This window comes from Belliella marina (assembly GCF_042682445.1).
GTDB lineage: Bacteria > Bacteroidota > Bacteroidia > Cytophagales > Cyclobacteriaceae > Belliella > Belliella marina.
Map to the genome: position 1 here is coordinate 49,911 of NZ_JBHUHR010000051.1, position 15,356 is coordinate 65,266.

At 41.4% G+C, this 15,356-nt stretch carries 8 protein-coding genes; 5 read left to right on the forward strand and 3 right to left on the reverse strand.

The window, feature by feature from the left end; all coding sequences use genetic code 11:
* Window positions 1–46 precede the first annotated feature (46 nt).
* The 5 genes from sov to ACFSKL_RS22825 all read left to right on the forward strand — a co-directional run bounded on the left by sov (window position 47) and on the right by ACFSKL_RS22825 (window position 9,871).
* Complete coding sequence (sov, locus tag ACFSKL_RS22805) at window positions 47–7,105, forward strand: T9SS outer membrane translocon Sov/SprA (RefSeq protein WP_465252700.1); 7,059 nt, start codon at window positions 47–49, stop codon at window positions 7,103–7,105.
* Window positions 7,106–7,157: 52 nt separating this feature from the next.
* Entirely contained in the window at window positions 7,158–7,535 is a 378-nt protein-coding gene (gene gcvH, locus ACFSKL_RS22810; protein ID WP_376889688.1) for a glycine cleavage system protein GcvH, read from the forward strand.
* Complete coding sequence (locus tag ACFSKL_RS22815; protein ID WP_376889691.1) at window positions 7,528–7,920, forward strand: VanZ family protein; 393 nt, start codon at window positions 7,528–7,530, stop codon at window positions 7,918–7,920. The genes gcvH and ACFSKL_RS22815 overlap by 8 nt, the downstream gene beginning before the upstream one ends.
* 71 nt (window positions 7,921–7,991) lie before the next feature.
* Window positions 7,992–8,666: an energy transducer TonB gene (locus ACFSKL_RS22820; protein ID WP_376889693.1), complete on the forward strand. Its 675-nt coding sequence runs from the start codon at window positions 7,992–7,994 to the stop codon at window positions 8,664–8,666.
* A 533-nt stretch (window positions 8,667–9,199) separates the two neighbouring features.
* Window positions 9,200–9,871: an energy transducer TonB gene (locus ACFSKL_RS22825; protein WP_376889694.1), complete on the forward strand. Its 672-nt coding sequence runs from the start codon at window positions 9,200–9,202 to the stop codon at window positions 9,869–9,871.
* 87 nt (window positions 9,872–9,958) lie between these two features.
* Here ACFSKL_RS22825 and ACFSKL_RS22830 read toward each other — a convergent pair whose 3' ends face one another.
* Genes ACFSKL_RS22830 through ACFSKL_RS22840 form a run of 3 tightly spaced genes read right to left on the reverse strand, consistent with a single transcriptional unit; the run spans window position 9,959 to window position 15,319 of the window.
* Window positions 9,959–10,837, reverse strand: a complete 879-nt coding sequence (locus tag ACFSKL_RS22830; RefSeq protein WP_376889696.1) for a YicC/YloC family endoribonuclease — start codon at window positions 10,835–10,837, stop codon at window positions 9,959–9,961.
* 18 nt (window positions 10,838–10,855) lie between these two features.
* Entirely contained in the window at window positions 10,856–14,245 is a 3,390-nt protein-coding gene (locus ACFSKL_RS22835; RefSeq protein ID WP_376889698.1) for a biopolymer transporter Tol, read from the reverse strand.
* Window positions 14,246–14,266: 21 nt separating this feature from the next.
* Window positions 14,267–15,319 carry an NAD(P)/FAD-dependent oxidoreductase gene (locus tag ACFSKL_RS22840; protein WP_376889700.1) on the reverse strand — a complete coding sequence of 351 codons (1,053 nt, stop codon included), beginning with the start codon at window positions 15,317–15,319 and terminating at the stop codon, window positions 14,267–14,269.
* Between the last annotated feature and the right edge of the window lie 37 nt (window positions 15,320–15,356).

A 15,356-nucleotide genomic window follows, 5' to 3' on the forward strand; every position in this document is an offset into this window, starting at 1 on the left:
CCTTAAAAGTGTTCGCCTTCTCCCACCAGCAATTATCCTGATATTGGTGGGAAGTATATTCATGTCTAGTGCCAATGCCCAGCAGGCAGCACAGGACACTGTTGCTACAAAAACAGACTCACTGAACCAGAGAAGGGTTCTCCCATCTTTTCTTTTATGGCAAAACCTAAACACAAATCCTCTATATCCAAATCCATACCAATTTAGAAATAATCAGTCTCCTTTTTTCCCATCTTCACCAAGACAGGAAAAAGTGCAGGTAGAATTGGATTCTACACTCAGGTATAGAATCCAAGACCAGCTTGATTCTACCGATATCAATTCCGGTTATATCTATGATTTCGATGAATACTCCAAAATCGAGGGATTTAGGTTAAGACAACAGTATTGGAGGGACAGATCAAGAGGAGCAGATGGCGAAAGTGCAGTAAGCGGAAGGGGATTAATCCCCCCACTGACAACAAGCCCTAGTTTTGATCGGATTTTTGGAGGAAACGAAATAAATATCACCCCTACCGGGTATGTGAATTTAGATCTTGGTGCTATTTTCAGAAGGGTTGACAACCCTTCTATTCCCATACGGCAACAGCAAAATGGGGGATTCAACTTCAACCAACAAATACAAATGAGTGTCAATGGCTCTTTGGGGCAAAAAATGAAACTTGGAGCCAATTTTGATTCCAACAATTCATTCGACTTCCAAAACCAACTCAAAGTGGAATATGCCGGATTTGAGGAAGATATCATCAAATCCATTGAGATTGGCAATGTGAGCATGCCGGTACAAAACAGTCTCATCCAAGGCGCACAAAACCTCTTCGGTGTAAAGACACAACTTCAATTTGGTAAAATGTTTGTCACTGGGGTAGCCTCCACACAACGAGGGAGAAGAGACGAGTTGGTGATTGAGGGCGGTGGCCAAGGGAGATCGTTCGAAATCCAAGGCTCAGAATATGATGAAAACAGACACTTCTTCCTTGCCCATTTCTTCAGGGACAATTACGAAAGGTGGCTTCGTGGACTTCCCCAAATACTTTCAGGTGTAAATATCACCAGAGTCGAAGTATACATTATGAATAGGGCAAACAATACCGAAACACTGAGGAATTTTGCCGCATTCATTGATTTGGGAGAAGGACAAAGGATTTTTAGAACTGGCAACCCCAATATTGGTGCCGGCACTCCAGGAGCTCCAGCAGCCAACGGATCGAATTTACTTTATGGAAATCTGTCAAACAACCCTTCATTCAGGCCATTTGACACTGGATCTGCCGCTATAGAATCGAGCTTAAACTTGACCCGGGGATCCGATTTTGAGCAAATCAACGGAGCAAGAAAATTAGCCCCAACAGAATTTATCTTCAACAGGGAGTTGGGACACCTTTCATTGACCCGAAAACTCCAAAATGATGAAGTTTTGGCTGTTGCATATGAGTACACCTATAATGGGAATGTCTATAAAGTGGGAGAACTTTCGGAGGACTACCAAAACAGACCCGAAGACCAGATCATCTTCATGAAAATGCTCCGGCCTGCAAGAATCAACACCAGGCTGCCGACTTGGGACTTGATGATGAAAAACGTCTACAACCTCAATGCAAACCAAATTCAGAGAGATGGATTTCAACTTCAAGTGATCTACAGGGATGACAGGACTGGTATGGACAATCCAAGTTTGCTCGAAGGACAAAACGTCAAAAACATCCCGTTGATCAGACTTACTGGCCTGGATAATCTGAATCCTCAAAATGACCCCTCCCCTGACGGGAATTTTGATTTCATCCCCGGGATCACCATTTTTCCTGAACGGGGAATGATCGTCTTCCCAGTATTGGAACCATTTGGGAAGACACTCAACAACCTATTTTTGCCGAACGAAGGATCACTCATAGACAAATTTGTCTACGACACTTTGTATAGGACTACCCAAGCAGATGCAGAATTGGTCACACGTCTCAACAAATACTTTATCAGAGGTCGTCTTACTGCAGGTTCCGCATCAGAAATCATGCTTCCCGGGCTAAACATATCTCCAGGGTCAGTCATTGTGATGGCTGGGAACATCCCATTGACCGAAGGGGTTGACTTTACGATTGATTACAACATCGGAAGGCTGAATATCATCAATGAAGGCATTTTGCAATCTGGTAAGAGGATCAATGTAAGTTTTGAAAAAGCAGACTTGGTTTCATTCCAAACACGGAGTTTATTGGGGACCCGACTAGACTATATGTTCAGTGACCGGTTCAATTTAGGAGGTACGTTTTTGTATCTCAATGAAAGGCCAAATATCACACGGATAGCTGCCGGAAGCGAAACACTCAGGAATAGTATGTGGGGCTTGGATGCAAATTTTAGTGATGAATCAAGATTCCTTACCAAACTTGCCGATGCATTGCCATTCACCAATACCAAAGAAAAGTCGCTGGTCCAGTTTAGTGGTGAATTTGCACAACTGATCCCTGGGACTTCTAACCGGGTCAACGGAGAGCAGGCGGCATATATCGATGATTTTGAATCTGCCATCACCGCATTCAACCTTGGGGGTGCGGCAGCCCAAAATTGGCATTTGGCTTCCACTCCTAAAACTGATGATGATGCTTTTGATCTCAGCAGCTCGACAGAGGACAGGCTGGGCAATGCCTATCGCAGAGCAAAAGTCGCTTGGTACAATATTGACAACATTTTCTACAGGGATTCAGGACCTGGTGTCCCTTCCAACATTTCGAGGGAGGATAGGCAAAACCATTATGTAAGAAGGGTCATACCGCAAGAAATTTTCCCTAGGAGAGACCGGGATGTGATTGTTGTTCCCGAACCCTTGTTTGAAATGGCCTACTTCCCAAGTGAGAGGGGGATGTACAACTACAATACCAGCCTGACAACGGATGGACTACTTCCAAACCCAAGAAACAATTATGGAGGTGTCACTAGGGCTATCACCACCGAAGTTGATTTCGATAGGACAAATATTGAGTATATAGAATTCTGGCTATTGGATCCATTTATCGAAGGCGAAAACGGAAGGGTCTTAGATGGCATATTTAATGAAAACAATACTACAGGTGGTAAACTGAGAATCAACCTTGGTGATGTATCCGAGGACATAATCAGAGATGGAAGGCATGGTTTTGAGAATGGGCTTCCTGCTGATGGAGACCCCGCTTCCACTGCCACTACCGAATGGGGAAGGATCACAAGGGAACAATTCTTGATTCCTGCATTTGACAATTCTGCAGAAGCTCGAGCCAACCAAGACATTGGTTTGGATGGATTGAGCAGTGAGGAGGAAGTTGAGTTTTTTAGGGATAGGTTTATCAATAGACTAAGCCTAAATCAAAGCGCACTGAGCAAAGTATTGGAAGATCCATCAGAAGATGATTTCCAGTATTATTTGGACGAAAAACTTGACCAAGAGAATATCAAGATCCTCGAAAGATATAAGAAATTCAACGGTATGGAAGGCAACACCCCCATTACCGCCAACCAAAACCTTGCCTACACCCCTTCCGGTTCTAATCTTCCCAACAATGAAGATTTGAACAATGACAATACCATCAATGAGGTAGAAAGTTATTATGAATATGAATTGGATTTGCGTCCGGGACAACTTGAAGTGGGATCAAATTATATTGTAGACAAAGTAACCAGCAACCAAAGTGGTGATGAGGTCAACTGGTATCTATTCAGGATTCCAGTCAGGACCCCTGATCGCTCAGTAGGAGATATCTCAGGTTTCAAATCCATCCGGTTTATGAGAACTTACCTTACCGATTTTGAACAACCTGTGGTAATGAGAATGGCCAACTTCAGATTGGTGGGATCACAATGGAGGGTATTTCAGGAGTCACTTTATGAGCGTGGATTTTTTGAGATTCCCGAACCAGATGTTTCCAACCTGACAGTAGGTGTAGTGAACATTGAAGAAAACAGTCAAGGCAGCCCAACCCAAAGTCCTTATGTATTGCCTCCTGGCATCACAAGGGATCGGGACAACCTTTCCACTGTAGAGAGACAGCTAAACGAGCAGTCTTTGAGACTATGCGTAGAGGATCTACAATCAAGGGATGCCAGGGCGGTATTCAAAAACACAAGACAAGACTTAGTACAATTTGGGAATATCAAGATGTTTTTCCATGCCGACAGTGATGATGCCGAGGATGGGGAACTCACTGCATTCCTAAGATTGGGGACAGACTATACAGACAATTACTATGAAATCGAAGTTCCACTTCTGATCACACCCAAAGGCACTAGGGATCCAAGACAAATCTGGCCATTGGAAAATGAAATCGATCTCCCCATAACTGAAATCGTGGGGGTAAAAGTGGCTCGTGACAATCAGAAAGTCCCCTTAAACCTTCCGTTTACCCAAGATGTACGGCAATATAAAGTAACTGTGGTCGGAAGACCTGAACTCAGCTTGGTGCAAGGCATGATGATCGGCGTAAGAAACCCCGGAGAAACAGGCTCAGCCGCCAAATCAGTCTGCATTTGGGCCAATGAACTCAGGGCAACTGGCTTTACCCAATCAGCCGGCTGGGCGGCAAACGCTATCCTAAACACAAAAATTGCGGATGTAGCAACGATTTCCACCTCAATCAGACACAATTCAATAGGCTTTGGTGGACTGGAAACACGTCTATCCCAAAGAGCTAGGCATTCGACTACCCAATATGACATTTCTGCCAACGTAGCGTTGGAAAAATTAATGCCGGAAGCCCTCAATGTCAGCATTCCCATGTATGTGAGTTTGGAAAATTCTGCAACAAAACCGGAATTTGACCCGCTCAATGCCGATGTTCCTTTTGAGATGGCATTAAGCAAGTTCAATACAGATGCGGAAAGAGAACAATACCGGGCACTTGTGCTAGACCAAGTCAAGCGTAGAAACATCGGCTTTACCAATGTGAGGAAAAACAAAAACCCGGAAAGGGAAGTCTCCCGGGTGTATGATTTGAGCAATTTCTCTTTCTCTTATGCTTATGGATCTGTCAGACAAAGTAATATCAACACCGAATCCTATGAGTTCCAAACATATGTAGGAAATGTGGCTTACAATTACCAACCTAAGCCGCTGGTGCTGGAACCTTTCAAGAATTCCGACATGTTCAATGGATCTTATGGAAAATTGATCAAAGATTTCAACATCAACTTTGTCCCCAGCTCCGTGTCTGCACGCATCGATATGGACAGAAGGTATATGAAGACACAGTATAGGAATGATGACCTCACCACCGATGGTGTAGATCCATTTTACCAGAAAAGCTTCTTCATCAACAGATTTTATAATGTGAACTGGGATCTGACCAAAAACTTGAGAGTTGACTTCACAAGTAGGGTATTGGCTGTGGTAGATGAACCTGAAGGAGAGATTGATACGGAAGCAAAACTAGATTCTATCCGAAACAACATTCGAAACCTAGGCAGAACGACAAATTACAACCACAGGATAGATGTGAATTACAAATTGCCATTGGGCAAAATACCATTGGTGGATTGGATTAGTACGGACGTTCGTTATGCGGCTGATTACACTTGGTTGACAGGTGCTATAGGCCAGAAGGATACATTAGGCAACATCATCCAAAACACAAGGGACAGGACTGTCACCGGCAAATTGGACTTTGTAAAACTATACAACAAAAGCGCAAAATATAAAGCCCTTACAGCTCCAAAAAGACCTTCAATACCGGGAAGGAATGTAGTGAATGCAGAAGACACTATTGGGACACCATTTACCAATAAGCTTCTAAAATTTGTCACAATGGTCAAAGACATCAACTTTAGGTATTCAATCATCGAAGGGACATTCTTACCGGGATATATGGAAAACACAGGCCTACTGGGCTTGGACAGAAGTTTCCTCAATCCAGGCTTTGGGTTTATTTTGGGTAGCCAAGACCCTAATGTAAGATTCGGCTTAGCCAACAATGGCCTCATTGCCCCAAGTGCTGAATTGACTCAGCAGTTTAGGCAAAACCAAGCTATGAATTTGCAGCTAACAGGAATTGCGGAGCCATTCAGGGATTTCAGGATCACCTTTGAGGCAAGAAAAAGGGAATCGGGAGAGTACAGCGAAATATTCAGAAACTCAGCTACTTCACCAGGGGAATATAATCCCATCAGCCCCAACAGAATGGGAGGATACAGCATCACCTATTCTATAATCAAAACCACCTTTGCAAGGGATGACCGAAACAATAACTCTTCAATATTCAACAACTTTGCCAGCTATAGGGACATCATCCAATCCCGGCTCAATGCATCAAACCGAGGTGGTGGAGAATATGCATTAAATGGACAAGATGTGTTAGGACTGGCATTTATCTCAGCATATAGTGGAAAAGATCCAAATACAATTTCCTTGAATCCTTTTCCCAAAATACCACTTCCCAACTGGAGGTTGGATTACAAAGGCCTAACCCAAATCCCAGCCCTTCGGGAGTATTTCTCCAGCATCAACATTACCCATGGATATTCCTCTACATACGAAGTGAGTAATTTCTCCAATTCACTACTCTACTCAAACGGCTTGGAATTGTATAATTCCCTACAAAACATCCCCGGGGCTAGTATGACTGATGACTTTGGGATGTATATCCCAATATTTATACTCAACCAAGTGATCCTGACAGAAAGGTTCTCCCCGTTGATTGGTGTCAATTTCCTTACCAAAGACAGGCTGAACATCTCGATGGAATACAACTCTGAACGCAACATTGGCTTGAACTTCTCCAATGCACAGGTAACAGAACAAAGAAGTAGGGATTTTGGATTTGATCTGGGCTATACCAAATCGGGTGTCAAAATCCCATTCAAAATACGTGGACAGCAGGAAGTATTGAGCAATGACCTGCAATTGAGAATCAATACAAGGGTCGTGGACACAAGGCAGGTACAACGCAAAATCGAAGAAGGAAGCACAGTCACCAATGGAAACCTCAACATACAGATCCGTCCGACTGTTGGCTACGTCATCAACCAAAACCTTAATGTAACAGTATACTTCGATAGAACTATCAATGACCCTAGAGTCACAACAGCATTTAGACGAAGCTCAACAGCTTTTGGGGGACAATTGCGATTTAATTTAGCCCAATAGGTTTTATCATTTCAGTAAAGCTTGTATTTTTGAACATCTTAAAAAAAAATATATGAATTTCCCCAAAGAACTCAAGTACACAAATGACCACGAGTGGGTTAAAATTGATGGTGACATCGCCACAATTGGTATTACAGAATTTGCCCAAAGAGAATTAGGAGATATTGTCTACGTCGAAGTAGAAACGGTCGGAGAAACAATTGCCTCTGGTGAAATTTTCGGGACGGTTGAAGCTGTCAAAACAGTATCTGACCTCTTCATGCCATTGGAAGGTGAAATCATCGAATTCAATGAAGAACTCGAAGCAGCACCTGAAGTAGTCAATGAAGACCCATATGGGGCCGGTTGGATGATCAAAGTTAGAATCTTGGGGGATCTCCCTTCTGATTTGCTTTCTCCGGAAGAATATGCAGAATTGATTGGTGCTTGATAAAATCCTCAACTACAGATTGCTCCCGGCAGTGATATGGCTGGGATTGGTATTGCTGGCAATGTTGAGTCCGGGAGACAAGTTCCCTTCTACCCCACAGATTCCGCATAAAGACAAAATAGTCCATTTTGGTCTATTCTTTGTGTTGAATTTGCTTTGGATGAGGGTTTGGGTAGTTGAGGCAAGCAAAGACAAGAAATTCCTCAAATTATTTACTAGCTATTTAGTTTTTGGAATAATATTTGCTATATTAGTAGAGTATTTGCAACTATATGTACCAAATCGGTCTTTTGACTATTATGACATTGCCGCAAATATGCTTGGAGCTGCCGTTGGGGTAATTTGTTTTTATATTTTATATAAGATGGATTCCAAACTTGTATAAGTAAAAATAAATACCTAGAATTGTTATCTCCAAACTGGAAAAAATTAATAACCTTAATAAAGTAAACAACCATGGAAGCTAAGAAGACACCAGAAGCTGACTTGACCAAAAGATCAGGAATGTTCTTGAATCTAGGTCTACTTGTCAGTGTTGGTCTAGTTCTATTTGCTTTTGAATACAAGTCTTTTGACGACAGGGATTTGAAAGATTTAGGACAGGTATCCGATGATTTTGAAGAATTATTGGACATCCCAATCACAGAACAGCCACCTCCACCTCCACCACCGGTAGAACAGCCAGTGATCCAGGAGATCCCGGATGAAATCGAAATCGAAGAAAAAATTGAAGTAAACTTCGATGTGGATGTGAAAGAAGAAACTGTGATCAAAGAAGTAGTTATTTCTGATGCACCTGTAGAAGAAAAAGCAGATGCTATCTTTGATGTGGTTGAAAATGCCCCAAACCCTCCAGGGGGAATGGAAGGTTGGAATAAATATCTGAGCAGTAACCTTAAGTATCCAACCCAAGCTAGAAGAATGGGAATCGAAGGTACTGTGTATGTTGTATTCGTTGTCAACACAGATGGAACTATCCAAGATGTAGACGTCCTAAGAGGAATCGGTGGAGGTTGTGACGAAGAAGCTGTAAGGGTAGTGAAAGCCGCTCCAAAGTGGGAACCTGGAAAACAAAGAGGTAGACCAGTAAGAGTTAGAATGAGATTACCAATCAGATTCAAACTTGGTTAATTAGATATAAAAAAAGGACTTCGGTCCTTTTTTTTATGCTTTGATTTTTTTTCAACCAACATGTTCTTCATTCTATAGATCCAACATGTTGGTTTCATTTTATCGCTGCCAATAACTTCAAAGCACGAATATATAAGTCTTAGGCTTTTAAAGTGTATACGGCGACTCTTACCATATCACATTATCAAGGCTTAAAGTTTCGAAGGATTTTTTGGTAAACACGATTGCCTTGGACAAATTGCATTGAATAGTATACATTGCCCCCCGACCATTCATACAACTTCAAGCCCCAATCCCTCCCGTATCCAGATCATTACTGCCCCAAGATCTTTGTATTAGTCCCATTGTATTCTTAGAATAGAATTTAATGCAATTTCATTTTTTATTATTAAATAATTAGTTATTTCAAATCTTATTAACTAACTTTTATTTAATTAATCTTAGAGACTGGAATATTCAATAAAAAAGAAGGTGATCCAAGACTCCAAGAAGAAAGAAAACCAATCATTTAATTCATTCTAAACAACAGGAAAATGGAACTCAAAAAAACACCCAACGCAGATCTGAGTACAAAAACAGGTCTGTTCTTCAATCTAGGGCTAATGATCAGCATATCATTGGCATTGTTCGCATTCAATTACAAGGTGTATGATGCCAGTGCTACAATTACGACATTGCAGCCAAACAACATCGACGATGAATTGCTTGACATCCCCATCACAATACAAGAGACAACTCCCCCTCCCCCTTTAGAACAACCAATCATCCAAGAAGTGCCTGACGAAATTCAGATAGAAGACCTTGTTTTTGTCATCGACATAGATGTCAAAGATGATGTGGTTATCAAAGATATTGTGATATCTGATGCACCAATCATTGATGATGCTGAAGAAATCTTTGATTTTGTCGAATCAGCACCATCCCCTATTGGTGGAATGAGTGCTTGGAACCAATATCTCAAAAAAAACCTAAAATACCCAACACAAGCAAGGAGGATGGGCATAGAAGGAACAGTAACTCTGGTCTTTGTCGTCAACACAGACGGATCACTACAGGATATTGAAATCCTCAGGGGCTTGGACGGTGGATGCAACGAAGAAGCAATCAGGGTGATAAAAAACGCACCAAAATGGGAGCCTGGAAAACAAAGGGGAAAGCCTGTAAGGGCCAGGATGAGAATGCCGATCAGGTTCAAACTCGGATAATGGTGAGGCTAATAAAAATCCGGTCTAGACTTCCATAAGAAGTTTAGACCGGATATGATTGTCAAAGTCCATGTAGAGCGGTGAAAGCTACAGGATATTCAATGCCTGTTCCTTGATCTTCTCCAATTCATCCTTCATCACTATGACATGCTTTTGGATACTGGCATCATTGGCTTTGGAACCAATCGTATTGATTTCCCTTCCTATCTCTTGGCTTATAAACCCAAGTTTTTTACCCTGGTTGGAATCCTCGTCAAGATTCTTCTGGAAATAATCCAAATGCGTACCAAGTCTTACGATTTCTTCCGTGATATCTACTTTTTCAAAATAGTAGATCAACTCCTGCTCAAACCTGTTTTTATCAAAATCATTTTCTTCCAACCAATCCTTAAAGTTATTCCTGATTCTTTGTCTGATCCTGTCTTTCCTGATAGGGTCTTCTTTCCCTACATTCATCAATCCATCCCTCAGTACACCCAAGTTCTCATTAAATTTTTTCTCCAAGACACTTCCTTCATCAGATCGGAACTCATCACACTTCAGCAAAGCCTTATGGACAACTTCCTTGACCACTTCCCATTCCTCTGACACTGATACCTTCTCGGTTGATTGTGTCATGACATTGGGAGACTGGATGGCCAATTTGAACAGATCACTGGTATCAGCACCCACCAAGGTAGCCATAGCCAAATACTTTTGGTAATACCCCGCAAAAAGCGCCTCGTCAAAGCCTACAGGAAGCTCTTCACCAGTCTTTCTTGTGAAATCTATGGATATATTCACCTTGCCTCTTTCCAATACTGAACTTACCAGATTTCGAATCTCAAGTTCTTTATCGGAAAATTGTTTTGGACTTCTGATTGATAGATCCAAAAATTTTGAATTTAATGTCTTTACTTCAACACTGACAACAAAAGTATCATCTTCAAAACTGGCTAAACCATAGCCTGTCATTGATTTAATCATAAATAAGCAACAATTTGGTTAGAAATTATACCCTAAGGTAACATAAAATTTAAGATCTCCAGTTTCATAGTTCCTGATAGGTCTAGCAAGATCAAATTTCACATAGTAATTCAACAACACGGTCCTAAGGCCAGCACCATAGCTCTGTAGCCAGGGATTGTTGAAATTGTTCAGTGTAATCAAAAAAGGAGAGCCTTCAGAATCGATCACTTCCGTGTTTTGGTCATTGATACGATCCCAAGGTGGTGAATCATTCCAAGAGGTACCTATGTCATAAAATGCCACCAATTGGAAGTTTTTGATGAAGTTTGAGGTGATATTCCCCCTCGACAAATATGAAAATATAGGGAGTCTCAATTCAGATGAGAATGTGATGACATTTTTGCCACGAATCTCATCATAATTGTAACCTCTCAGATCTACGAATTCTGCAAAGAGTATGTTGGAATTCTCAAAGCCGCCGGCATTCCTGACTGGGGAAGCTTCAGGTCTATTGGTTGGCGGTCTATAAAACTGGTTGAATAGCCAATTGTCCATACCTCCAACCAAATAAGTCTGGGGATTCTCCCCGAAGAATGAACCCGCAAACAACCTAGTGGCAAATGTGATGTTTTTATGGATCTTCTGGTAATTCCTCAAGTCTAAATATGCATTGGAAAATGACCTCTCGCCTACATTCAAGCCTTGATAGTGTACAGCCCCGATTTTTCCTTTCAACCCTTTCTGCATATACAACCCAAGCTGCTCCGTCTTATCTACAACAAATTCTACCCTGGCACCGGCATAATTCACATCAAATCGATTTTGCTCAGGAACAGCCCCTCTCAATATGGAATCTGGATTCAGGTTAAAATATTGGCTTTTGGCGACAAAAGGAGCGACCATCACCCTGCTATGCACAGAAAATGGATATGAAAAACCCAATTCGGCTTTGGTCAACACATATTTTTGGAATGTAAGATCTGCTTCTGATCTTTGAATAGTACGCCTATCAAATCTGCCCCTCAAATCAACCCGATGCTTGAGGTACTGATAGTCGAAGAAAATATCACTTCCGGACCTAAAATCCAATGTCGTCATGATCCCGCCTTCAAACAAATGGTTTTCAAGTAAGTCGGACATTCTTCCATTCAGACTGATTCCAAAACCTCTCAATGGGTCAACCACAAATGTTGTTTTCAGGCTGCTTGTAATAAATTGTGGCGTCATCTTTTGAGGCCCTACTACCCGCTTCTGCAAGCTTTGTCTTCTAAAATTGTCCAACAGGCTACTTCTAGCCTGCAATTGGTTCAAGCCGGTGTTTGCCTGGTTCAATGGCGGAATGGTGTCAAAAGTATAATTTTCGGTATCTATCCCTCCTCTTCTTTCAAACCTCAACCTATCGGTATCAATGCTTCCTGTCATATTGCCAGTCGGAGGGATGCTGTCTGGGCTTGTGGTCTGGGGAGGCCTTGTCACCCCTGTAGAGGTTTGCGGACTTCTTCCCCCAATCATCAAGTCTTCCAGCCTGATGTTCAATGTAGAATCCCTTTTCACCTCATCCACACCAACTGATGGGATTTTCTCTTCTGGTTTGGCTTCTTCCTGTTGCTCCACCTTTCTCGAACTTATCCTTTCACTGAGGATTTTTGCCTGCTGCAGTTGCACTCTCGGGGTGCTTGGAGTGAACTGGTCGGTATTGGAATAAGGTTCTATTACTAACACGCTTTGGTTCCCATCCCTGTACGAATAAGCGATCCTATTCAAACGGGAAGAATAATCAAATGCTTCCAGGCTTTTGTTGAAAGAAGAAACCTGGCTTGAAATCGACCCATTTACACTCATCCTCATCAAATTCATGATTCCACTTTGGTCACTCAGGTGGAGCACAAAATTCCCATTGAGTACAGCAATCTTTCTGTTTCTATTATTGCTATTGGTCAATTTGGTAGTGATCTCTGTAGAATCAGTAATATCAATGCGGTATAAATTGAAATAGTCTGGCAACTTGCGCACATCGGGATACCTTGTAAGGACCGAGTCAGGTAATTCTGTAAAGTTAGAAGCGTATATGATCGTGGAATCATTTAAAAAAACTGGATCGACATTATCAAACACATTGTTTGTCAATCGCTTTCCAACCCCTCTCACATTCAGGGAAAACACATCAGTCTTCCCATTGTTGGAAATTGCAGAGACAACCATATTCCTTCCATTGGAATTGTAATCGATACTCAATATCTGGGTGATATTTCTCAAGTAAATTTTATCTTGGTTGGATCCATCTATTGCCCGTAAAACCAAAGAAGTCGTCCCTCTCTTATACGTCGCTATCGCAAGGTTCAAAGTGTCTTTCCAAGCAATGACGGGACTTGTCAAATTTGCGGGTTGGTCGGCTGACCTACTCCCTCCAGACAAGATGGTCTGCTCCCTGTTGCTTGCCAGTTCTTTGACTTGAACCTTGTATTTCCCCCCATTATTGATGACATAGGCCAAATGCTTCCCATCAGGGCTGAATTTGATATCATTGATAGCCCCTAATTGCGATGATTTTGTCCTGTTTACAATATTGCTTTCGTTGAAATTTTTGAATGTAGTGAGGACTGGACTATTGGTCTGTACATAAAACTGCTTCCACTGTTCCTTGAATGCATTGTAATTCACCCCTGTGGTATTCGCAATACTGTTTTCTTCATTTCTGTTGATTCTGCTAAGATTCAGGATACTGGAAATATATCTTCTGCCATATTTTTCCGCAATGAAGTTCCATATTGACTGCCCAACCAATGCAGCTTCCTTTTCTTGAAGCCTATGAAACTTATTTTTCTTTTCATTCTTGAAATAATGTCTGATATAATCATCCATTTCCATTCCCCAGCCATAGCCCAAATACATGGCCGCACCTTCTATATACCATTCCGGGAAACTATTGATCAAGTTGGATTGAAATGCATCTGCGATCGTTGATCCATATAGCATCTCTTCGATGATGACTTTGGATGTACTGTAGACCAATTCCTTTTTGAAGTCTTCCCAAGTACCTGTAAACGCCACTTCGCCTAGAAGTTTACTGAAAAAAGTCTGTCCATCTACAGTAAACTCATCTTTGTTGAGATTAAGATTACTTTGCAACAACTCTTCGGGAGAGTTGTAAATAAAAATTTTCGGTTTGGTGTACGCAACATACCCTATCATTTGGGTCAAACGGTCAAATTCATTCTCCAAATAATCTATTGCCATACGGGCATTGGTCACACCCCCATCATAATAATAGACCTCAAAATTATTGGAGCTGAAATAATACCATTCAATGTTTTTGTGTTGGATTCTGTTTTTACCAAACCTTTCTTGGTCAAATTGGCCAAAAGATTTCAGGCAAGGCAAAAGTAGCCCTATAAGTAGCGTTAGGTAGAAAATTCTATTTTTCATTAGTTAAAGATAACTTACGTTTTAAATATACTTAAAAAAACGACTTATATTAACATCCTTGTTGGGTTGATTTTTATTTATCAATAAATCCATCATCATTTTGCTGTAATAAGGCACCAATGAAACTCCCTTCGCTCCGAAACCATTGAAAATATAAACGCAATCATGCTCTGGATGTTTACCTAACATTGGTCTTCTATCTTTTGTTGCCGGCCTTATGCCCGCTTTATGTACGATGAGTCTTTTACTTTGGATTTTCATCAGGTTGTCCAGTCTTTCATACAGTTCATTTTTTGCCCTTTCGGTAGGTCCTAGATCCAAATCATGCCAAGAGTAAGTAGAGCCTACCCGAACAAGGCCATTTTCCAATGCTATCCGAAATACCCCCCTATTGATGATCTCCTTTGGGTGAAAGTCTTGTTCCAGATCCAAAATTTCCCCTTTGACCGGAGCAAATGGCAAACTTTTGAAAAATGAACTTTCCATCGCCCCCAACCCATTGCAATAGACAACAGCACTGGCATGGATATCTTTATAGATTATTTTCCCGTTTCCTATTTCCAAGTGACTCTCATCATATGCTTCTTCCCTCAGGGAATCTTTGCTTTTCAGGAATTTGGCATAGCCATCGAGCAGCGGGTTGATGTCCAGATAGCCAGACTGTGCCAACATAACCCCACCATATTCATTTACAACTTCACTAAACAGGCTTTTAGTATGAATCTCCTTCAAATAAGGCTTAAATTTAACATCCCCACTATTCCCCATCCACTCATTTTGCTCTTCAATGGATAAAAAAGGCCTATATATCGGTTTTCTATATAGAAACTTGATTCCAAGAGCCGTTTCCATATCCCCATAAAGAGGTTCGATTTCGGGGAAAAGCAAATCTGCATTCCAAGTCTTCACCATCTTACGGCCTGTAAGCGGATTGTATAACCCGGCAGCAACCCTACTGCTTTTATTTTCTTGGGGTTGATCGATGACCATTACCGAATGGCCGGATTCAATCAGCCTGTAAGACAATACTGTTCCAGCCAAACCTTGTCCGATGAGTAAAAAATCTACTTCCATGCCCAAAAATAAATTCTTTCTTTGTTATTTTGATGCT

Excerpts from the sequence above, each read along its gene's own strand:
- gcvH (WP_376889688.1), top strand. The coding sequence starts at position 7,158 with ATGAATTTCCCCAAAGAACTCAAGTACACAAATGACCACGAGTGGGTT.
- ACFSKL_RS22820 (WP_376889693.1), top strand. The coding sequence starts at position 7,992 with ATGGAAGCTAAGAAGACACCAGAAGCTGACTTGACCAAAAGATCAGGA.
- ACFSKL_RS22825 (WP_376889694.1), top strand. The coding sequence starts at position 9,200 with ATGGAACTCAAAAAAACACCCAACGCAGATCTGAGTACAAAAACAGGT.
- ACFSKL_RS22830 (WP_376889696.1), bottom strand. The coding sequence starts at position 10,837 with ATGATTAAATCAATGACAGGCTATGGTTTAGCCAGTTTTGAAGATGAT.
- ACFSKL_RS22835 (WP_376889698.1), bottom strand. The coding sequence starts at position 14,245 with ATGAAAAATAGAATTTTCTACCTAACGCTACTTATAGGGCTACTTTTG.
- ACFSKL_RS22840 (WP_376889700.1), bottom strand. The coding sequence starts at position 15,319 with ATGGAAGTAGATTTTTTACTCATCGGACAAGGTTTGGCTGGAACAGTA.